The organism is Streptoverticillium olivoreticuli subsp. olivoreticuli, from assembly GCF_003391135.1.
GTDB lineage: Bacteria > Actinomycetota > Actinomycetes > Streptomycetales > Streptomycetaceae > Streptomyces > Streptomyces blastmyceticus.
The window spans coordinates 1,753,023-1,776,768 of sequence record NZ_CP031455.1 but is presented as its reverse complement, the minus strand read 5'-3'; the positions used below and the strand labels follow the sequence as shown (position 1 = coordinate 1,776,768).

Below are 23,746 nucleotides of genomic sequence, written 5' to 3'. Positions count from 1 at the left end.
TTCGCTGACGGACTTCTGTGCCCCTCACTGATGGAACTGATGGAGACGTGACGTTCGATGCCGAGTACCGAACCGAGTACTGAAGAGAAGCTTCGTCAGTATCTGAAGCGGGTGACAGTCGATCTCGGGCAGACGCGCCGGCGCCTGCGCGAGGTGGAGGAGCGCCACCAGGAGCCGATCGCGATCGTCTCCATGGCGTGCCGCTTCCCGGGCGGCACCGGCTCGCCCGAGGCGCTGTGGGAGCTGATCGCCGAAGGCGGTGACGCCATCGGCCCCTTCCCCGCCAACCGCGGCTGGGACCTGGAGAGCCTCTACCACCCCGACCCCGAACACACGGGCACCAGCTACGTGCGCCACGGCGGGTTCCTCCACGACGCCCCGGGCTTCGATGCCTCCTTCTTCGGTATCAGCCCGCGCGAGGCGCTGGCCATGGATCCGCAGCAGAGGGTGCTCATGGAGACCGCCTGGCAGCTCCTCGAGCGGGCCGGAATCGACCCGGCCGCGCTGAAGCTCACCCCCACCGGTGTCTATGTCGGCGCGGGCGTGCCCGGCTTCGGCGGCGGGCACGCCGACAGGACGGTGGAGGGCCACCTCCTGACCGGCAACGCCCTGAGCGTCCTGTCCGGCCGCATCTCCTTCACCCTCGGACTCGAGGGTCCTGCGGTGAGCGTCGACACGGCGTGCTCCTCGTCGCTGGTGGCCATGCACCTGGCGGCCCAGGCACTGCGGCAGGGGGAGTGCAACCTGGCCCTGGCGGGCGGCGTGACCGTGATGTCGACCCCCGGCATGTTCACCGAGTTCTCCCGCCAGCGTGGGCTCTCTCCGGACGGCCGTTGCAAGCCGTTCGCCGCCGCGGCCGACGGGACGGGCTTCTCCGAGGGCGTCGGCCTGATCCTGCTGGAACGCCTGTCCGACGCCCGTGACAACGGCCACAAGGTGCTGGCCCTCCTGCGCGGTTCGGCAGTCAACCAGGACGGCGCGAGCAACGGCCTGACCGCCCCCAACGGACCCGCTCAGGAACGCGTCATCCGCGCCGCCCTGGCCAACGCCGGACTGGGCGCCGCCGAGGTGGACGCGGTCGAGGCGCACGGCACCGGCACCAGACTGGGCGACCCCATCGAGGCCGGTGCCCTGCTCGCCACCTACGGCCGCGACCGCGACGAGGACCGGCCACTGTGGCTCGGCTCGGTGAAGTCGAACATCGGCCACCCCCAGGGCGCCGCCGGTGTGGCCGGAGTGATCAAGATGGTGATGGCGCTGCAGCGTGAACTGCTGCCCGCCACCTTGTACGCGGACGAGCCGACCCCGCACGTCGACTGGTCCTCCGGCTCCGTCCGGCTCCTGACCGAGCCGGTGCCGTGGTCGCGCAGTGAACGCCCGCGCCGCGCCGGGGTGTCCGCGTTCGGGATGTCCGGCACGAACGCACACGTGATCCTGGAGGAGGCGCCCGGGGAGACCGCCGAGGAGCCCGGGTCCGAACCTGCTCCGGAGCGCGGAGCGGGTGCGGTGGTGCCGTGGGCGGTCTCGGCGCGTGGTGCGGAGGCGCTGCGGGCGCAGGCCGGGGCGCTGGCCGAGTGGATCGCCACCGATTCGCGACGGGCATCACCCGTGGAGGTGGGCTGGTCGCTGGCCACGACGCGGTCGGTGTTCGAGCACCGGGCCGTGGTCGTGGGCCATGACCACGAGGAACTGCTGGCCGGGCTGGGGGCGTTGGCGTCGGGTGAGGCTTCGCCGGATGTGGTGTCCGGGGTGGCGGGTGCCGTGGGTCCGGGGCCGGTGTTGGTGTTCCCGGGGCAGGGGTCACAGTGGGTGGGTATGGGTGCCCGGCTGCTGGATGAGTCCCCGGTGTTTGCTGCTCGTATCGCTGAGTGTGAGCGGGCTCTGTCTTCGCATGTCGAGTGGTCGTTGACGGAGGTGTTGCGCGGGGACGGGAGTGAGCTGTCGCGGGTGGAGGTGGTTCAGCCTGTTCTGTGGGCGGTGATGGTCTCCCTTGCCGCTGTGTGGGCCGACTGCGGGGTTACCCCTGCGGCTGTGGTGGGGCATTCGCAGGGTGAGATGGCTGCGGCGTGTGTGGCTGGGGCCCTGTCGCTGGAGGATGCGGCGCGGATCGTCGCCGTACGCAGCGACGCACTCCGACAGCTCGCCGGGCGTGGTGCGATGGCTTCTCTCGGTGTGGGCCGTGAGCAGGCCGTCGGGCTGATCGGTGATCGGTCGGGGGTGGGGGTCGCTGCGGTCAATGGGCCGTCTTCGACGGTGATTTCGGGTCCGCCTGAGCAGGTTGCCGCAGTGGTCGCGGACGCCGGGGCGCGCGGTCTGCGTGCTCGTACGATCGATGTGGATTATGCGTCCCATGGCCCGCAGGTGGATGAGCTCGCCGGCCTGCTCATGGACCGGTTGAGCGGTATCCAGCCGGTGAGCGCCGAGGTGGCGTTTTACTCGACGGTGACCGCGGAGCGCGCCGATACCACCGGGTTGGATGCCGACTACTGGGTGAGGAACCTGCGTCAGCCCGTCCGCTTCGCCGACACTGTCGAAGGCCTGCTCGCGGACGGTTACCGCGTCTTCATCGAGGTCGGTCCTCACCCGGTCCTGAATCTGGGTATGGAGGAGACCATCGAGCAGGCGGGTGTGTCCGCCGTGGTGGTCCCGACTCTGCGTCGTGACCATGGGGATGCCGTCCAGCTCGCCCGTGCCGTCGCCCAGGTCTTCACCGCCGGGGTGGATGTGGACTGGCGGCGCTGGTTCCCTGCCGGGCCCACTCCCCGTACCGTCGACCTGCCCACGTACGCCTTCCAACACCAGCAGTTCTGGCTGGCCTCCTCCGGCGGACGGGCGGGCGATCCGGCAGGCCTCGGACTGGTCGCGTCCGGCCATCCGCTGCTCGGCGCCTCCGTGGGCCTGGCCAGTGGGGACGTTCGGCTGCTGAGCGGCCGGGTGTCGCGACAGTCGGGTTCCTGGCTCGACGATCACGTAGTGGCGGGCCAGGCCCTGATGCCCGGTGCGGCGTTGGTGGAGTGGGTGCTGCGGGCCGCCGACGAGGTGGGCTGCCCCACCCTGGAGGAGCTGACGCTGCAGGCGCCGCTCGTGCTGCCCGAATCCGGAGGGCTGCAGGTCCAGGTCGTCGTGCACGCGGCCGACACGCACGGGCGGCGCGACGTCCAGGTGTTCTCCCGCCCCGATGACGACGACGCCTTTGAGGCGTCACGGCCGTGGACCGGCCACGCGACCGGTGTGCTCGGCCCCGAAACGGCGGTCGGCGGAGTCGAGACCCTGGATGGCGCGTGGCCCCCGGCCGGTGCCGAGCCGGTGGACGTCTCCGACCTCTACGCGCGGACCGAGCGGGCCGGGTACGGCTACGGGCCGGCGTTCCGCGGCGTGCGGGCGCTGTGGCGCGAGGGTGGGGATGTCCTGGCCGAGGTGACGTTGCCGAAAGAAGCCGGTGACCCGGACGGGTTCGGCATCCACCCGGCCCTCCTCGACGCCGTCCTCCAGCCCGCGGCGCTGCTCCTTCCGCCCTCCGACGGCGGGCAGATCTGGCTGCCGTTCGCCTGGAGCGACACGGAACTGCACGCGGTGCGGGCCACCACGGTCCGGGTCCGCCTCTCGCTGCTCGGCGAGCGGGTCGAGCAGGGGGTCCGGATCACCGTGGCCGATGCCGTCGGCGCCCCCGTGCTCACCGTGCGCGGCCTGCACTCGCGCCCGGCCGACACCGACCGCCTCGCCGCGGCGGCCACCCGCGACCGGCGGCACGGCCTGTTCGACCTGGAGTGGATCTCGCCGCCGTCCACCGACGGACAGCCCGAGGCCCCGGACGGCAGCTGGGCGGCGCTGGGGCGGAACGGTGCCGGCCTCGGGGACCTGGTGGCGTCCATCGAGGCGGGGGCCCCGGCGCCGTCGGCGGTGGCCGTCCCCGTCGAGCCCGACCCTGGTGACGACGGCCTGGCGCTCGCCTCGCGCGTCCTTGACCTCGCACAGGCATGGCTCGCCGCACCACAACTCGCCGACGCTCAGCTGGTGTTGACGACGAAGGGGGCGGTGCTCACCGGCGGTGACAGTGGCGTGGATGCCGCTGCCGCAGCCGTATGGGGTCTCGTCCGCAGCGCCCAGTCGGAAAACCCCGGCCGCTTCACGCTGGTCGACCTCGGCCCGGACGACACGCTCGCCACAGCCATGTCCGTGGCGCGGCACGCGGACGAGCCGCAACTCGCCTTGCGTGGCGGTGGGATACGAGTGCCCCGGCTGACCCGGGCCGCCGCCACGCACGAGGGCGAGCGCGATGCTGCCGTGGGCGTCGATCCCGAGGGCACTGTCCTGATCACCGGTGGCACCGGTGTGCTCGGCCGGGCGGTGGCCGAGCATCTCGTACGCGTATGGGGTGTGCGGCATCTGTTGCTGGTGAGCCGACGCGGCGCGGAGGCGCCGGGCAGCGCCGGACTCGCCGACGGTCTTGGTGAGTTGGGGGCCGAGGTGTCCATCGCGTCGGCCGACGTCGGTGACCCGGACGCGGTCGCCGAACTGCTCGCGGGAGTCGACACGGCCCACCCCCTGACCGGGATCGTGCACGCTGCGGGCATCCTGGAAGACGCCGTGCTGACCGCGCAGACGCCCGAAGGGCTGGCGCGGGTGTGGTCGGCGAAGGCGGCCGCCGCGCATCACCTGCACGAGGCGACCCGTGATCTGCCCCTGGGCCTGTTCGTGGTGTTCTCGTCCGCAGCGGCGACGCTGGGCAGCCCTGGTCAGGCCAACTATGCCGCGGCCAATGCCTATTGCGATGCCCTGATGCGGCACCGCCGGGCCGAGGGGCTCGCGGGCCTCTCCGTCGGCTGGGGCCTGTGGCAGGCCGCCAGCGAACTGACCGGGCATCTGAGCCAGACGGACCTGGCCCGCATGAGGCGCACCGGCTTCGCCCCGCTGACCACCGAAGGCGGTCTGGCCCTGCTGGACGCCGCCTGCGAACACGGCCGCCCGTACGTCATGGCTGCCGATCTCGACCCGCGCGCCACGGCCGACGGCCTGTCCCCGCTGCTGCGTACGCTCGTCGTGCCCACCACGCAGCGCCGCGTGGCGTCCGCCGGGCTCTCCGACGGAGCGCTCGCCGCGCGCCTGACCGGCCTGGACGAGCCCGGGCGCCTGGCCGCCGTGACCGACTTGGTGCGCGAGTGCGCCGCCGCGGCGCTCGGCCACGGCTCGGCGGCCCAGGTGAATGTGGAGGCGGCTTTCAAGGATCTCGGCTTCGACTCGCTGACGGCGGTCGAACTGCGCAACCGTCTGTCGGCGGCCTGCGGCCTCCGGTTGCCCGCGACGCTGGTCTTCGACCATCCCACCCCCCAGGCTCTGGCGGCCCACTTGGTCCACCGCCTTGCGGGCACCTCGGCGCCCGTGACCGCCTCCCCCGTGACGGCGGCAGCGTCCGGTGCCGACGAGCCGATAGCCATCGTCTCCATGGCCTGCCGCCTCCCGGGCGGGGTGACCTCCGCCGACGAACTGTGGGGCCTGGTCGACTCCGGCAAGGACGCGATGGGCGCGTTCCCCGCCGACAGGGGCTGGGATCTGGAGCGGCTCTTCCACTCCGACCCGGACCACCCCGGCACCAGCTACAGCGACCAGGGCGGGTTCCTGCACGACGCGGGCGACTTCGATGCCGCGTTCTTCGGGATCAGCCCGCGCGAGGCGCTTGCGATGGATCCGCAGCAGCGGTTGCTCCTCGAGGCGTCGTGGGAGGTGTTCGAGCGGGCGGGCATCGATCCGACGACGCTCAAGGGCAGCTTGACCGGTACGTACGTCGGCGTGATGTACCACGACTACGCCAACACGTTCCCCGAGGCCGACGCCCAACTGGAGGGCCATGCCTACCTGGCGAGCTCCGGCAGCCTGGTCTCGGGCCGGGTGTCCTACACGCTGGGTCTGGAGGGTCCGGCGGTCACGGTGGACACGGCGTGCTCCTCGTCCCTCGTCTCGATTCACATGGCGGCGCAGGCGCTGCGGCAGGGCGAGTGCGACCTGGCTCTGGCGGGCGGCGTGACCGTCATGGCCGACCCCGACGTGTTCGCGGGCTTCTCGCGTCAGCGTGGCCTTGCCCCTGACGGCCGCTGCAAGCCGTTCGCGGCCGCAGCCGACGGAGTCGGCTTCTCCGAGGGTGTCGGCCTGATCCTGTTGGAGCGTCTGTCGGACGCGCGGCGCAATGGGCATCAGGTGCTCGGGATCGTACGAGGGTCCGCGGTCAATCAGGATGGTGCGAGCAATGGGTTGACCGCGCCGAATGGTCCGTCGCAGGAGCGGGTGATCCGGCAGGCGTTGGCGAGTGGTCGGCTGTCGGTGGCGGATGTGGATGTGGTGGAGGGGCATGGCACGGGTACGACATTGGGTGATCCGATCGAGGCGCAGGCGTTGCTGGCTACGTATGGTCGGGGCCGGGATGCCGAGCGGCCGTTGTTGTTGGGTTCGGTGAAGTCGAACATCGGCCATACGCAGGCTGCCGCTGGTGTTGCCGGTGTGATCAAGATGGTGATGGCGATGCGGCATGGTGTGGTGCCGGCGAGTCTGCATGTGGATGAGCCGACGCCGCATGTGGATTGGGAGGCGGGGGCGGTTCGGCTGGTGTCCGAGCCGGTGCTGTGGCCCGAGGTGGACCGGCCACGCCGGGCGGGTGTCTCGTCTTTCGGCGCTTCGGGCACCAACGCCCATTTGATCATTGAGCATGTCCCTGAGCCGGCTGCCGTGAGCGAGGAGCCGGAGTGTGCTGGTGCGTCTGAGGGCGCGTTGGTGCCGTGGGTGGTCTCGGCTCGCAGTCCGCAGGCTCTGCGTGATCAGGCGCGTCGCCTGGGCGACTTCGCTGACGGCGTGTCCGGTGTGTCGCTGAGTGATGTGGGTCGGTCGTTGGTGACGACGCGTGCGTTGCACGGGCATCGGGCTGTTGTGGTGGGTCGGGAGCGGGCTGAATCGGTTGCCGCTTTGGAGGCGTTGGCCGCGGGGGAGACGCATCCGGCGTTGGTCGGTCCGTCTTCTTCGCGGGTTCGCGCGAGCGGTGATGTGGTGTGGCTGTTCAGTGGTCAGGGCAGTCAGCTGGTGGGGATGGGTGCGGGGTTGTATGAGCGGTTTCCGGTGTTCGCGGTGGCATTTGATGAGGTGTGTGCCCTGCTGGAGGGGGAGTTGGGGGCTTCGCCGAAGGAGGTGGTCTTCCGCGGTCCGAAGGAGCGGTTGGATCACACGGTGTGGGCGCAGGCGGGGCTGTTCGCGTTGCAGGTGGGCCTGGCCCGGCTCTGGGAGTCGGTCGGGGTGCGCCCTGATGTGGTGATCGGGCACTCGATCGGGGAGATCGCGGCCGCGCATGTGGCCGGAGTCCTCGATCTGGCGGGTGCGTGCCGGGTGGTGGGTGCGCGGGCCCGGCTGATGGGTGCGTTGCCCGAGGGCGGTGCGATGTGTGCGGTGCAGGCGACGCCTGTTGAGCTGGCTGCTGATCTGGAAGGTTGTGCCGTCGGTGTGGCGGCGCTCAATACCCCTGATTCCACGGTGATCTCGGGCCCGGCCGGTGAGGTGGAGCGGATCGTCAAGCTCTGGTCGGGGCGGGGGCGTAAGGCGAAGGCGCTCTCGGTCAGCCACGCGTTCCACTCGGTGTTGATGGAGCCGATGCTGGAGGACTTCACCGAGGTGATCCGTGAGGTGGAGTTCAAGGAGCCCGTGATCCCGCTGATCAGTAATGTCTCCGGGCGGCCCGCGGGTGAGGAGATCGCGACGCCGGAGTACTGGGCCCGGCATGTGCGGCGGCCTGTTCTCTTCCAGCCCGCCATCGCCCACGTCGCCGAGCGCGCCGGGGTCTTTGTGGAGCTCGGTCCCGCCCCGGTCCTGACCACCGCCGCCCAGCACACCCTGGACGGGTTGGACGGCCCGGAGCCGGTGCTCGTCGCGTCGCTGGCCGGGGAACGCCGGGACGACGAGGCGTTCCTGCGAGCCGTGGCGCGGCTGCAGGTCAGTGGTGTGCCCGTGGGCTGGTCCGTGTGGTTCGCGGCTGATCCCGTGTCGAGGGCGGTGGATCTGCCGACGTATGCGTTTCAGCGGGAGCGCTTCTGGCCGACCGGTAGGGCGGGTGGTGTGGATGCGGTGGGCTTGGGGTTGGTGGCGGCGGGGCATCCGTTGTTGGGTGCGGCGGTGGAGTTCGCCGACCGGGGTGGTTGTCTGCTGACGGGGCGGTTGTCGCGGTCGGGCATGTCGTGGCTTGTTGATCATGAGGTTGCCGGGACGGTGCTTGTGCCGGGTGCGGCGCTGGTGGAGTGGGTGTTGCGGGCCGGGGATGAGGTCGGTTGCGCCACGGTCGAGGAGTTGATGTTGCAGGCTCCGGTCGTGGTGCCGGAGTCGTCCGGGTTGCGGGTGCAGGTCGTGGTCGACGCGGCGGCGGACGACGGCCGCCGCGAAGTCCGCGTCTACACCCGCCCCGATGCGGACGCCACCGGAGGCGACGACACCTGGGTGTGCCACGCGGCCGGTGTCTTTGCCCCGGGGCCCGCGCCCGTGGCGGACCGGACGATCGGATCCTGGCCCGCGGCGGGTGCGGAGCCGGTCGACTTGGAGGGCTTCTACGAGCGGGTGGCCGCCGCCGGATACGTGTACGGCCCGTCGTTCCAGGGCCTGCGGTCGTTGTGGCGGGAGGGCCGGGATCTGCTGGCCGAGGTCGCTCTGCCCGAGGCCGCCGGTGCTCACGACGGATACGGCATCCACCCCGCTCTCCTCGACGCCGCACTCCACCCCCTCCTGGCCGCCCGCTTCCAGGACGGCTCCGGGGACGACCGGATCCATGTGCCCTTCGCGTGGAACGGCGTATCACTGCAGGCAGTGGGAGCCACCACGGTCCGCGTACGCATCGGCCCGGTCGGGGAATCCACCGAGCAGGGACTGCGCGTGACGGTCACCGATGCGACCGGCGGTCCCGTCCTGAGCGTCGCCGCCGTGCGGATGCGTCCCATAGAGCCCGGCCGACTCCTGGCCTCCCGACAGCGCGACGTACGTGGTCTGTTCACGGTGGATTGGACGCAGCTTCCGGCTCCGCAGCCGGGTGCCGCGGATGGCGGCGCGTGGGTGACACTCGCCGACGATGTCGGTCCGGCCGATGTGGTGCGGGACGGCGGTGAGGCGCCGTGGGCAGTCGTCGCCCACGTCGAGACCGCGCCCGACGGCGGTGGCGGTGATGGCCTGGCGGTCGCCGGGCAGGCGCTGGCCCTGGTGCAGGAGTTCCTGGCCGTCCCGGAGCTGGCCGAGTCCCGTCTGCTGGTGGTGACGCGGGGCGCGGTGGCCACCGGCAGCGACGACGATGTGAATGCGGCGACCGCATCCGTATGGGGCCTGGTCCGCAGTGCCCAGTCGGAGAACCCGGGCCGCTTCGTCCTGGTCGACGGCGACGGCGGCGAGCTCCCGCAGGCCACCTTGCGCTACGCCATCGAGGAGCTGGACGAGCCCCAACTTGCCCTGCGCGGATGCCGGATACTCGTCCCCCGCCTGGCCCAGGCGCGCAGAGGTGCCGAGCTGGTCGCGCCGCCCGGCGTACCGGCGTGGCGCCTGCAGCTGGCGACGGGCGGCTCGCTGGAGGACTTGACGGCGGCAGCCTGCCCGGAGGTACTCGGGCCTCTTGCGCCCGGACAGATCCGGGTTGCGGTGAGCGCCGCGGGCATCAACTTCCGTGACGTTCTGGTCGTGTTGGGCATGGTCGCCGAGTACGGAGCCATGGGTGGTGAAGGTGCGGGTGTGGTGACGGAGGTCGGGCCCGATGTCACCCATCTCTCAGTCGGTGATCGGGTCATGGGTGTTTTCGAGGGGGCGTTCGGCCCTGTGGTGGTTGCTGATGCGCGGATGGTCGCGCCGGTTCCGCAGGGGTGGGGGATGAGCGAGGCGGCCGGCGTGCCGGTTGCGTATCTGACGGCTTGGTACGGTCTGGTGGAGCTGGCCCGGTTGAGGGCGGGGGAGTCGGTGCTGGTCCATGCCGCGACCGGTGGTGTGGGGATGGCGGCGGTGCGGATCGCCCGTCATCTGGGTGCCGAGGTGTTTGCCACTGCGAGTCCCGGCAAGCATGGTGTGCTGGAGGAGATGGGCATTGATGCCGCTCACCGTGCCTCCTCGCGTGATCCCGGTTTCGAGGAATCGATCCGGCAGTCCACCGGCGGGCGTGGGGTGGATGTCGTGCTCAACAGCCTGACCGGTGAGTTCATCGACGCCTCGATGCGGCTTCTGGGTGAGGGCGGTCGGTTTCTTGAGATGGGCAAGACCGACCTGCGTGATCCCGGGCGGGTGGCCGTCGAGCATCCCGGTGTGACGTACAAGGTCTATGACCTTGTCACGGACGCGGGCCCGGACCGGATCGGTCAGATGCTGGAGCGCCTCGCCGAATTGTTCACCTCAGATCGGCTTAAGCCGCTGCCGGTACGTTCCTGGCCGTTGGACCGGGCGCGGGAGGCGTTCCGGTTCATGAGCCAGGCGAGGCATATCGGCAAGCTGGTGCTGGAGATCCCGCCCGCCCTCGATCCCGAGGGCACGGTGGTGGTCACTGGTGGCACCGGCATGCTGGGTCAGCTGGTCGCCGAGCATCTCGTACGCGTATGGGGTGTGCGGCATCTGCTGCTGGCGAGCCGGCGTGGCGCGGAGGCGCCGGGCGTCGGCGAGTTGATCGAGCGGCTTGGTGAGTGGGGTGCCGAAGTGTCCGTCGTGGCGGTGGATGTGAGTGAGCCGGAGTCGGTGGCCGGGCTGGTCACCGGGATCGACCCGGTTCATCCGCTGACGGGTGTGGTTCATGCGGCGGGTGTTCTGGACGATGCTGTGGTGACTGAGCAGACTCCGGAGGGGTTGGCGCGGGTGTGGTCGGCGAAGGCCGCCGCCGCGCACCACCTGCACGAGGCGACCCGTCATCTGCGGCTCGGCCTGTTCGTGGTGTTCTCGTCCGCAGCGGCGACGCTGGGCAGCCCCGGCCAGGCCAACTACGCTGCGGCCAATGCCTATTGCGATGCCTTGATGCGGCACCGCCGGGCCTCTGGCCTGCCTGGCCTGTCCGTGGGCTGGGGTCTGTGGCAGGCATCGGGCGGTATGTCGAGTGGCATGACCGGTGGCCTGAGTGGGACCGATCTGGCGCGGATGGGCCGTAGCGGGGTCAAGGCGATGAGCATCGAGCAGGGACTGGCCCTGCTCGATGCCGCGCACCGCCACGACCACCCCCACCTGGTGGCACTCGACCTCGACCTCCGGGCCCTGGCCACGCACCCTGTGGACACCCGGCCCACCCTCCTGCGCGGCCTCGCCGTCCCCACGACGGGTGGGGCGGGCAGGCCGACCGCGACGGCGGGTGGGCAGCCCGCCGGCCTGTCGAGCCGCCTGGCCGCCCTGCCGCAGGCCGAACGGCACCACACACTGGTCGGCCTCATCCGTGAGCAGGCCGCCACTGTCCTCGGGCACCACACCGACAGCCTTACAGCGGGCAGCACCTTCAAGGAACTCGGCTTTGACTCCCTCACCGCGGTCGAACTGCGCAACAGGCTGTCCGCCGTCACCGGACTGCGCCTGCCCGCCGGGCTCGTCTTCGACTACCCGGACGCCGACACCCTGGCCGAACACCTCGGCGGGCAGCTGGCTCCCGACGGTGATACCGCCGCAGGAGCCGCGGGACAAGAGGCCACCGACCCTGTCCTGCGCGAAATGGCGAAGCTCGAGAACACCCTGTCCTCCGCCCTCGTCGAGCACCTCGACACCGAAACGGTCACGGCCCGCCTGGAATCCCTCCTGTCGAAATGGAAGGCGGCCACCGCGTCGCCCGATTCCGGCAGCGCGAAGGAACAGCTCCAAGTCGCCACGACCGACCAGGTCCTCGACTTCATCGACAAAGAGCTGGGTTTGTGAACCAACCGTGCGCGGCGCGACAACAACGTTGAAGGCTGGGTGAACTCTCATGGCGAGTGAAGAGCAACTGGTCGACTACCTCAAGCGGGTCGCCGCCGAACTGCACGACACCCGGCAGCGGCTGCGCGAGGTGGAGGAGCGCGCCCAGGAGCCGGTGGCCGTCGTCGGCATGGCCTGCCGCTTCCCCGGCGGCGTCGAGTCGCCGGAGGGCCTGTGGGAGCTGGTCGCCGGGGGCGGCGACGCCATCGAGGGCTTCCCCACGGACCGCGGCTGGGACCTGGACGGCCTCTACCACCCGGACCCCGACCACCCGGGAACCTGCTACGTCCGCGAGGGCGGATTCGTCGGCGCCGCGGACCGGTTCGACTCCGGGTTCTTCGGTTTCAGTCCGCGCGAGGCCCTGGCCAGCAGCCCGCAGCTGCGCCTGCTCCTGGAGGCGTCCTGGGAGGTGCTCGAACGGGCGGGCATCGACCCCACCACGCTCAAGGGCAGCCCCACCGGTGTCTACGTCGGCGCCGCGACCACCGGCAATCAGACCCAGGGCGACCCCGGAGGCAAGGCGACCGAGGGGTACGCGGGCACCGCCCCCAGCGTCCTCTCGGGCAGAGTCTCCTTCACCCTCGGACTCGAGGGCCCGGCGGTCACCATCGAAACCGCCTGCTCCTCCTCGCTGGTGGCCATGCACCTGGCGGCCCAGGCACTGCGGCAGGGGGAGTGCGACCTGGCCCTCGCCGGCGGTGTGACCGTGATGTCCACGCCCGAGGTGTTCACCGGCTTCTCGCGTCAGCGCGGCCTGGCTCCGGACGGCCGGTGCAAGCCGTTCGCCGCCGCGGCCGACGGGACCGGCTGGGGTGAGGGCGCGGGCCTGGTCCTGCTGGAGCGTCTCTCGGATGCCCGCCGCAACGGCCACAAGGTGCTGGCGCTCCTGCGTGGCTCGGCCGTCAACCAGGACGGTGCCAGCAACGGCTTCACCGCTCCCAACGGTCCCTCGCAGCGCCGGGTCATCCGCCAGGCGCTGTCCAGCGCCCGGCTCTCCACGGCCGAGATCGACGTGGTGGAGGCGCACGGGACGGGCACCAGGCTCGGCGACCCGATCGAGGCCGAGGCCCTCATCGCCACGTACGGCAAGGAGCGCGACGAAGACCGGCCGTTGTGGCTGGGTTCGGTGAAGTCGAACATCGGTCATACGCAGGCTGCCGCGGGTGTTGCGGGTGTGATCAAGATGGTGATGGCGTTGCGGCATGGGTTGTTGCCCGCCACTCTGCATGTGGATGAGCCCACTCCGCATGTGCGGTGGGAGGGCGGCGGTGTGCGGCTGTTGACCGAGCCGGTGCCGTGGTCACGTGGTGAGCGTCCGCGCCGGGCCGGGGTGTCCTCGTTCGGTATCTCGGGGACGAACGCGCATCTGATCCTGGAGGAGGCGCCGGAAGAGGAACCGGGTGAGGCTTCTCTCCCGGTGGAGCCCGAGCCTGTGGCGGGTGCGGTGGTGCCGTGGGTGGTGTCCGGGCGGACCGGTGACGCGCTGCGCGAGCAGACCCGTCGGCTGGGCGTGTTCGCGGCCGAGAACGCGGAAGCGTCGTCGGTCGATCTTGGCTGGTCGCTGGCCACGAGCCGGTCGGCCTTCGAACACCGGGCCGTGGTCGTGGCGGATGACCGCGCCCAAGCCGTCGCCGGGCTGGAGGCGTTGGCCTCGGGTGAGGCTTCGCCGGATGTGGTGTCCGGGGTGGCCGGTGACATCGGCCTGGGGCCGGTGCTCGTCTTTCCGGGGCAGGGGTCGCAGTGGGTGGGCATGGGTGCCCAACTACTCGATCAATCACCGGTGTTCGCGACTCGGATCGCCGAGTGTGAGCGTGCTCTTTCGCCACACGTCGAGTGGTCGTTGACGGAGGTGTTGCGTGGGGACGGGAGTGAGCTGTCGCGGGTGGAGGTGGTTCAGCCTGTTCTGTGGGCGGTGATGGTCTCTCTTGCCGCTGTGTGGGCAGACTATGGGGTTACCCCTGCGGCTGTGGTGGGGCATTCGCAGGGTGAGATGGCTGCGGCGTGTGTGGCTGGTGCGCTGTCGCTGGAGGATGCGGCGCGGATCGTCGCCGTACGCAGTGAGGCTCTCCGTCGGCTTGCGGGGCGTGGTGCGATGGCTTCTCTCGGTGTGGGCCGTGAGGAGGCCGTCGGGCTGGTCGGTGATCGGTCGGGGGTGGGGGTCGCTGCGGTCAATGGGCCGTCTTCGACGGTGATTTCTGGTCCGCCGGAGCAGGTTGCCGCAGTGGTCGCGGACGCCGGGGCGCGCGGTCTGCGTGCTCGTACGATCGATGTGGATTATGCGTCGCATGGGCCGCAGGTGGATGAGATCGCCGGCCTGCTCATGGACCGGTTGAGTGGTATCCAGCCGGTGAGCGCCGAGGTGGCGTTCTACTCCACCGTCACTGCGGAGCGCGCGGATACCACCGGGTTGGATGCCGACTACTGGGTGAGGAACCTGCGTCAGCCCGTCCGCTTCGCCGACACTGTCGAAGGCCTGCTCGCGGACGGTTACCGCGTCTTCATCGAGGTCGGTCCTCACCCGGTCCTGAATCTGGGCATGGAGGAGACCATCGAGCAGGCGGGTGTGTCCGCTGTGGTGGTCCCGACCCTGCGCCGTGACCATGGGGATGCCGCCCAGCTCGCTCGTGCCGTCGCCCAGGTTTTCACTGCCGGGGTGGATGTGGACTGGCGGCGCTGGTTCCCGGCCGGGCCCACCCCTCGTACCGTCGACCTGCCCACGTACGCCTTCCAACACCAGCGCTACTGGCTGGAGATGGATGGTGTAGGCGACATGCGCGCGGCGGGGCTGCGGCGCCTGGAGCACACGCTGTTGCCCGCGGCGCTGGGTCTCGCCGACGGTGCGCTCGTGCTGACCGGCCGTCTCGTGGCGTCCGGTGGCGGCGGCTGGTTCGTCGACCACGCGGTGGCGGGCACGACGCTGGTGCCCGGCGCGGCGCTCGTGGAATGGGCGCTCCAGGCCGCCGACGAGGTGGGCTGCCCCACCCTGGAGGAGCTGACGCTGCGGGCGCCGCTCGTGCTGCCCGAATCCGGAGGGCTGCAGCTCCAGGTCGTCGTGAGCCCGGCCGATGAGGCGGGTGGGCGGCGCGAGGTGCGGATCTTCTCCCGCCTCGACTCCGACGCGGAACTGGACCAGGACGAGGGATGGGTGTGCCACGCGGCCGGTGTTCTGAACCCCGAACCCGCCGCAGTGGCGGATGAGTCGAACGGTCAGTGGCCCCCGGCGGGCGCCGAGCCGGTGGAGATCGGTGATCTCTACGGGCGGGCCTCGGCCGCCGGGTACGACTACGGCCCGGCGTTCCAGGGGCTGCGCGCGGTCTGGCGGCACGGCGAGGACCTGCTGGCCGAAGTGACGCTGCCCGAACAGGCAGGCGCCCACGACGGCTTCGGCATCCACCCCGTACTGCTGGACACCGCGCTGCATCCGGCGTTGCTGCTCGACCGGGACACCGATGGGGACGGTGCGGGCGTCCGCCTGCCGTTCGCATGGAGCGGGGTGTCCCTGTGGGCCACCGGCGCAACCACCGTGCGGGCGCGCCTGTCCCCGTACCAGGAAGAGGGGGCGGAGAACGGGCCGGGCCTGCGGGTGACGCTGACGGACGCCGCCGGAGCGCCGGTGCTCAGCGCCGCCTCCCTCGCGCTGCGCCAGGCAGACCCCGAGCAGCTGCGCGCGGCGAGCAAGGCGGGAACCAGCGGGCTGTTCACCGTGGAGTGGACCGCTGTGTCCTCCACGGACGCGGAGACCGGCGGCGACGGCTGGGTGCTGCTCGGCCAGGACGTACCGGCCTGGGCCGGAGCGGACATCCCGCGGCACCCGGATCCGACGGCCCTGGCGGCAGCCCTCGAAGAGGGAACACGGGCCCCCGCGACCGTGCTCGTCGAGACCCCCGCCGACACCGCGGGGACCGTCGATGAGCGTGGCCGCGCCCTGGCCGAGTGGGCGCTGCGCCTGGTGCAGGAGTGGCTGGCCGAACCGCGCCTGTCCGACGCCCGGCTCGTCCTGCTCACCCGCCACGCGGTGGCGGTGCCGACGGACGGCAGCCAGGACACAGCCGCCATCGACGTCCCGGCCGCCGCCCTGTGGGGACTGATACGCAGCGCACAGTCCGAGCACCCGGACCGCTTCGTCCTGCTGGACGTGGACCACGGCACCGACCGCGCGGCCATCGCGCGAGCCCTCGCCACCGGCGAACCGCAGCTGGCCGTGCGCGAGGGCCAGGTGTTGGCCCCCCGCCTCGTACGCGCCACCGCCACCCCCGCCGAGCCCGGCGCCGGCGCGGCCCTCGCCCCGGACGGCACCGTACTGATCGCCGGTGGCACCGGCATGATGGGCGGCCTGGTCGCCGAACACCTTGTCCGCACCTGGTCGGTGGGACACCTGCTGCTCGTCGGCCGACAGGGTCTCGACGCGCCCGGGGCCCGCGACCTCGCCGGCCGGCTGACCGCCCTCGGCGCCGAAGTGCGGATCGTCGCGGCCGACCTCACCGACGAGCGGGTCACCGCGGAGCTGGTCGCGGCGGTCGACCCTGCGCACCCCCTGACCGGTGTGATCCACGCGGCGGGCGTCCTGGACGACGCGGTGGTCACCGCACAGACCCCCGACCGGCTCGCCCGCGTGTGGGCCGCCAAGGCCACCGTCGCCGCCAACCTGGACGCAGCCACCCGGCACCTGAGCCTCGGCCTGTACGTCATGTTCTCCTCGGCCGCCGGTGTCCTGGGCAACGCGGGCCAGGCCGGATACGCGGCCGCCAACGCCTTCGTGGACGCCCTCGTGGCCCGCCGCCACGGCACGGACGCGACCGGTCTGTCGATCGCCTGGGGCCTGTGGGCGCGCGACAGCGCCATGACCCGCCACCTGGACGAGACCGACCTGGCGCGGCTGCGCGCGGGCGGTATGAAGCCGCTCTCGGACGGGCAGGGCCTGGCCCTCCTGGACGCGGCGCGTGACGTGGCCACCCCCTTGGTGGTCGCCGCCGGAATCGACGTACGCGGCCTGGCACAGGACACCGCCCCCGCGATCCTGCGGAAGCTCGCCGGGCGGCCGCGCCGCCGGGCGGCCGCCGGCTCCGACGTGGACCCGGACGCTCTGGAGACCCGCCTCGCGGGCCTGGACGCGGCCGAACGCCGGGTCGCCGTCACCGACTTGGTACGCGAGTGCGTGGCAGCGGTGCTCGCCTACCCGTCGGCAGCCGACGTCCGCACCGAGGCCAACTTCAAGGACCTCGGCTTCGACTCGCTGACGGCGGTGCAGCTGCGCAACAGCCTGGCGGCGGCCAGCCGCCTGCGGCTTCCCGCCACTCTGGTCTTCGACCACCCCACGCCCCAGGCACTGGCCACTTACCTGTGCACCCGCCTGGGCGGCCCGACCACTGCACCCGCCGTCCCCGCCGCGCGCCCCGCGACCACCGGGACGGACGATCCGGTAGCCATCGTCTCCATGGCCTGCAAATACCCGGGCGGGGTGACCTCGCCGGAAGGCCTGTGGGACCTGGTCGCCGCGGGTGTGGACACGGTCGGGGAGTTTCCCACGGGCCGCGGCTGGGACCTGGAGCGGCTCTTCCACCCCGACCCGGACCACCCCGGCACCAGCTACGCCGACGAAGGAGCCTTCCTGCACGACGCGGGCGACTTCGATGCCGCGTTCTTCGGGATCAGCCCGCGCGAGGCGCTTGCGATGGACCCGCAGCAGCGGTTGCTCCTCGAGGCGTCGTGGGAGGTGTTCGAGCGGGCGGGCATCGATCCGACGACGCTCAAGGGAAGCCTGACCGGTACGTACGTCGGCGTGATGTACCACGACTACGCGGCGGGCCTGGCCGGCGGCCGGGATCCCCAGCTGGAGGGCTACTCCATGCTGGCCGGTTCGGGCAGCGTGGTCTCGGGCCGGGTGTCCTACACGCTGGGTCTGGAAGGGCCGGCGGTGACGGTGGACACGGCGTGCTCGTCGTCGCTGGTGTCGATCCACTTGGCGGCGCAGGCTTTGCGGCAGGGTGAGTGCGACCTGGCTCTGGCGGGCGGCGTGACCGTCATGGCGACACCCGAGGTCTTCACCGGCTTCTCGCGTCAGCGTGGCCTTGCGCCTGACGGCCGCTGCAAGCCGTTCGCCGCCGCGGCCGACGGGACCGGCTGGGGCGAGGGCGTCGGTGTGCTGCTGCTGGAGCGTCTGTCGGACGCGCGGCACAATGGGCATCAGGTGCTCGGGATCGTACGAGGGTCGGCTGTCAATCAGGATGGCGCGAGCAATGGGTTGACCGCGCCGAACGGTCCGTCGCAGGAGCGGGTGATCCGGCAGGCGTTGGCGAGTGGTCGTTTGACGACTGATGACGTGGATGTTGTGGAAGGGCATGGGACGGGGACGACGCTGGGTGATCCGATCGAGGCGCAGGCTCTGTTGGCCACGTACGGTCAGGGTCGGTCCGTGGAGCGGCCGTTGTTGTTGGGTTCGGTGAAGTCGAACATCGGCCATACGCAGGCTGCTGCTGGTGTTGCGGGTGTCATCAAGATGGTGATGGCGATGCGGCATGGTGTGGTGCCTGCGAGTCTGCATGTGGATGAGCCGACGCCGCATGTGGATTGGGAGGCGGGTGCGGTTCGGCTGGTGTCCGAGCCGGTGCCGTGGCCCGAGGCCGGGTCCGGTGCTGGGGTGGTGAGGCCGCGTCGGGCAGGCATCTCGTCGTTCGGCGCTTCGGGCACCAACGCCCACCTGATCATCGAGCATGTTCCCGAACCGACCGATGCCGGAGCGGAGTTGGAGCCTGTCGACGCAGGTGAAGGCGTGCTGGTTCCGTGGCTCCTTTCGGCCCGCAGCCCGCAGGCCCTGCGCGAGCAGGCACGCCGCCTGAGCGACGCGGTGTCGGCCGCTCCTGATGTGCCCGTACGCGATGTGGCGTGGGCACTGCTGCGCACGCGTTCCCTGTTTGAGCAGCGGGCCGTCGTGGCGGGTGCGGAGCGTGCTGAACTGGTGGCTGCGCTTGGGGCGTTGGCTGCGGGGGAGGTGCATCCGGCGTTGGTCGGTCCGGCTGCTGTGGCTCCGGTCGGTAAGGAAACCGTGTGGCTGTTCAGTGGTCAGGGCAGTCAGCTGGTCGGGATGGGCGCCGGGCTCTACGAGCGGTTCCCGGTGTTCGCGAAGGCCTTTGATGAGGTGTGTTCCCTGTTGGACGGGGAGCTGGGGGGTTCGCTGAAGGAGGCGGTCTTCCATGGTCCTGAGGAGCGGTTGGATCACACGACGTGGGCGCAGGCAGGATTGTTCGCGCTTCAGGTGGGTCTGGCTCGGTTGTGGGAGTCGGTCGGGGTGCGTCCCGGTGTCGTGGTGGGTCATTCGATCGGGGAGATCGCTGCCGCGCATGTGGCGGGGGTCTTCGACCTGGCGGGTGCCTGCCGGGTGGTGGGCGCACGCGCACGGTTGATGGGTGCTCTGCCCGAGGGCGGGGCGATGTGCGCGGTGCAGGCCACCCCCGGGGAGCTTGGCGGGGATATCGATGGTACGTCGGTGAGTGTGGCGGCCGTGAACACCCCTGATTCCACGGTGATTTCGGGCCCGGCGGATGAGGTGGAGCGGATTGCCGGGCTGTGGCGGGAGCGTGGGCGCAAGTCCAAGGCGCTGTCGGTCAGTCATGCTTTCCACTCGGCGTTGATGGAGCCGATGCTGGAGGACTTCACCGAGGCGATCCGCGGGGTGGAGTTCCGCGAGCCGGCGATCCCGCTGATCAGCAACGTCTCCGGTCGGCCCGCCGGTGAGGAGATCACCACCCCGGAGTACTTGGCGCGGCACGTACGCCGACCGGTCCTCTTCCAGCCCGCGATCGCCCAAGTCGCGGAGAGGGCCGGGGTGTTCGTGGAGTTGGGCCCGGCCCCGGTGCTGACCGCTGCCGCCCGGCACACCCTCGACGACCTGGCTCGGGCCGACGTACCGGAGCCGGTCCTTGTGTCCTCGCTCGCCGGAGAACGGCCCGAGGAGCAGGCGTTCCTGGACGCCTTCGCCCGCCTTCACTCGGCAGGCGTCGCGTTGGACTGGACGGCCTGGTTCCCGGCCGAGGCCGCGGCGCGGGTGGTTGATCTGCCGACGTATGCCTTCCAGCGGGAGCGGTTCTGGCTGGCCGGTAGGGCCGGCGGCGGGGATGCCGCTGGTCTGGGGCTGGTGGCGGCGGGGCATCCGTTGCTGGGTGCGGCGGTGGAGTTCGCCGATCGAGGTGGGTGCCTGCTGACGGGGCGGCTTGCGCGGTCGGGAGCCACCTGGCTGGCGGATCATGAGGTGTCCGGGACCGTGCTGGTCCCGGGTGCCGCGTTGGTGGAGTGGGCGTTGCGGGCCGGTGATGAGGTCGGGTGTGCGGCGGTCGAGGAGTTGATGTTGCAGGCTCCGGTCGTGGTGCCGGAGGCGTCCGGGCTTCGTGTGCAGGTCGTGGTCGACGCGGCGACGGAAGACGGCCGCCGGGAAGTCCGCGTCTACAGCCGTGCCGATGCTGCCGCTGGTGACGACATGTGGGTGTGCCACGCGAGCGGTGTCCTCGCTCCCGAACCCGCCCCTGTGGCCGACTGGTCGATCGGGGTCTGGCCGCCGGCGGGTGCGGAGCCGGTCGACGTGGACGGGTTCTACGAGCGGGTGGCGGACGCCGGGTACGACTACGGTCCGGCGTTCCAGGGGCTGCGCGCGGTGTGGAAGGACGGTCAGGACCTCCTTGCCGAGGTCGCCCTGCCCGAGGCCGCCGGTGCGCACGACGGCTACGGCATCCACCCCGCCCTCCTCGACGCCACACTCCACCCGGCCCTCCTGCTCGACTGGGGCGCGGAGCCCCGCGACGACGGCAAGGTCTGGCTGCCGTTCGCCTGGAACCAGGTCGGTCTGTGGGCCGCGGGCGCCGACACCGTGCGGGTGCGCGTGGCACCCGGCGCGCACGACGAGACGGAGCGAGAGCTGCGGCTTCTTGTGACCGACGCCGCTGGAACGAACGTACTGAGTGCTGGATCGGTGACCCTGCGGCCCGCCGACATCGGGCAGTTGAAGTCCGCGCAGCAGCGCGGTGACGACGGCCTGTTCGCGGTGGAGTGGACGGCGCTCCCGGCTCCGGCGCCGCAGTCGGACGCATCGGACGGCGGCGACTGGGTGGTGGTCGGGGACGGCGCCGGCCCGGCTGATGTGGTGCCGGACGGTGACGAGGTGCCGTGGGCACTGGTCGCGCACGTCGAGACCGCTGACGGTGACGGTCTGTCGGCCGCCGGGCGGGTGCTGGCACTGCTGCAGGAGTTCTTGGCCGTCCCGGAGTTGGCCGGGTCCCGTCTGCTGGTGGTGACGCGGGGCGCGGTGGCCACCGACAGCGACGACGATGTGAATGCGGCCGCTGCAGGCGTATGGGGCTTGGTTCGTAGTGCCCAGTCGGAGAACCCGGGCCGCTTCGTCCTGGTCGACAGGGACGGCGGTGAGCTGCCGCAGGCTGTACTGCGCCAGGCGGTGGAAGAGCTGGATGAACCCCAGCTCGCCCTGCACGAAGGCAAGGTCCTGGTGCCACGGCTGGTCCGAGCGACCGGCGGCCCCCTGGTCGGAGCGCCCGCCGAACGGGCATGGCGGCTGGAGACCAGCGGCACCGCGACCCTGGAGAGCGTGGCCCCGGTCCACTGCCCCGAGCTCATCGAGCCCCTGGCCGCCGGCCAGGTGCGCCTCGAGGTCCGGGCCGCGGGCATCAACTTCCGCGACGTACTGGTCGGCCTCGGCATGGTGCCGGGACAGACCGGCCTGGGCGGTGAGGGCGCGGGCACCGTGACGGAGGTCGGCCCCGACGTCACCCACGTCTCGGTCGGCGATCGGGTCATGGGTGTACTCGGCGGCTCCTTCGGCCCGGTGGCCGTATCGGACACCCGCATGATCGCGCCGGTTCCGCAGGGCTGGGACATGCGGGAGGCGGCGGCGGCCCCGGTGGCGTTCCTGACGGCCTGGTACGGGCTTGTGGAGCTGGCCCGTCTGCAGCCGGGGGAGCGGGTGTTGATCCATGCGGCGACCGGTGGTGTGGGGATGGCGGCGGTCCGCATCGCCCGCCATCTGGGCGCGGAGGTGTACGCCACCGCGAGTCCCGCCAAGCACGGGGTGCTCGAGGAGATGGGCATCGATGCCGCCCACCGTGCGTCCTCCCGCGACCTCGACTTCGAGGAGGACATCCGCCGGGCCGCCGACGGCCGGGGTGTGGATGTCGTGCTGAACAGCCTGACCGGCGAGTTCATCGAGGCCTCGCTCCGGCTCCTGTCGGAGGGGGGCCGGTTCCTGGAGATGGGCAAGACCGACCTGCGTGATCCCGGTGAGGTGGCTGCCGCGTACCCCGGTACCTCGTACCAGGTGTACGACCTCGTCACCGACGCCGGACCGGACCGGATCAGCGAAATGTTCGCGGAATTGGGCGAGTTGTTCGGCTCCGGCGCGCTTGCTCCGTTGCCGGTGCGCTCCTGGCCGCTGGAGCGGGCGCGGGAGGCGTTCCGGTTCATGAGTCAGGCCAAGCACACCGGCAAGCTCGTCCTCGAGGTCCCGCCCGCCCTCGACCCCGACGGCACCGTCCTGATCACCGGTGGCACCGGCGTACTCGGTCGGGTCGTCGCCGAGCATCTCGTACGCGAATGGGGTGTGCGGCATCTGCTCCTGGCCGGCCGTCGGGGCCCTGATGCCCCAGGCGCCGGTGAACTCACCGAACAGCTGGCGGAGTTGGGCGCGAAGGTGTCCGTCGTCGCGGCCGATGTGGGTGATCCGGAGTCGGTGGCCGAGCTGGTCGGCAAGACCGACCCGGCCCACCCCCTGACCGGGGTCGTGCACGCGGCGGGTGTCCTCGGCGACGCCGTCGTCACCGCGCAGACCCCTGAGGGCCTGGCCCGCGTGTGGTCGGCGAAGGCGACCGCCGCGGCCAATCTCCACGAGGCGACCCGGCATCTGCGGCTGGGGGTCTTCGTGGTGTTCTCCTCGGCGGCCGCCACCCTCGGCAGCCCTGGCCAGGCCAACTACGCTGCCGCCAACGCCTATTGCGACGCCCTGATGCAACACCGGCGAGCCACCGGGAAGGCCGGACTCTCCGTCGGCTGGGGCCTGTGGCGGACATCGGGCGGCATGACCGGAGGGTTGAACGACACCGACCTCGCCCGCATGGGACGTATCGGGGTCAAGGCGATGAGCAGCGAACAGGGCCTGGCCCTGCTGGATGCCGCGCACCGCCACGGCAGCCCCCACCTGGTCGCCGCCGACCTCGACACCCGCATGCTGGCGGGCAGATCCGCCGCCGCGCTGCCCGCTCTGCTCCGCGCCTTCGCGGGCGGGCAGGGCCCCGCGCGGCCGACCGCCGCCCGGCCGAGCGCCGACTGGGCCGGGCAGCTGGCCACGCTCCCTGAGGAGGCGCAGCGCCGCACCCTGCTCGGCTTGGTGCGGACCCACGCGGCGGCCGTCCTCGGGCACGCGGGCACCGACGCCGTGCACGCCGACGTCCCCTTCACGGACCTCGGCTTCGACTCCCTCACTGCGGTCGAACTGCGCAACAGGCTGTCCGCCGCCACCGGCCTGCGCCTGCCCGCCACCTTCATCTTCCGGCACCCCACCCCGCTCGCCATCGCCGAGGACCTGCGAGCGCAGCTGTGCCCCGCGGCGGCCGACCCGTCGGCGCCGCTCTTCGGCGAACTGGACAAGCTGGAGGCGGTGATCGTGGGCCACGCGCACGACGGGGACACCCGCGACCGCCTGGTGACCCGCCTCCAGTCGCTGCTGTGGCGCCTTGACGACGGCGGTGCTGGTGACGGCGGTGACGCCGTCGAGAGCGATGCCCTCGAGTCCGCATCGGACGACGAGCTGTTCGAGCTGATCGACCGGGAACTGCCTTCTTGATCA

General features: G+C 71.5%; 2 protein-coding genes. Both read left to right on the top strand.

The genetic code is table 11. The features are described from left to right. The first annotated feature begins 57 nt into the window (after positions 1-57). Positions 58-11,868 carry a type I polyketide synthase gene (locus DXZ73_RS07400; protein WP_116210211.1) on the top strand — a complete coding sequence of 3,937 codons (11,811 nt, stop codon included), beginning with the start codon at positions 58-60 and terminating at the stop codon, positions 11,866-11,868. A gap of 49 nt (positions 11,869-11,917) precedes the next feature. Then, a complete protein-coding gene (locus DXZ73_RS07395) occupies positions 11,918-23,743 on the top strand; it encodes a type I polyketide synthase (RefSeq protein WP_116210210.1) in 11,826 nt (3,941 codons plus the stop codon). Positions 23,744-23,746 lie beyond the last annotated feature (3 nt).

Excerpts from the sequence above, each read along its gene's own strand:
- DXZ73_RS07395 (WP_116210210.1), top strand. The coding sequence starts at position 11,918 with ATGGCGAGTGAAGAGCAACTGGTCGACTACCTCAAGCGGGTCGCCGCC.
- DXZ73_RS07400 (WP_116210211.1), top strand. The coding sequence starts at position 58 with ATGCCGAGTACCGAACCGAGTACTGAAGAGAAGCTTCGTCAGTATCTG.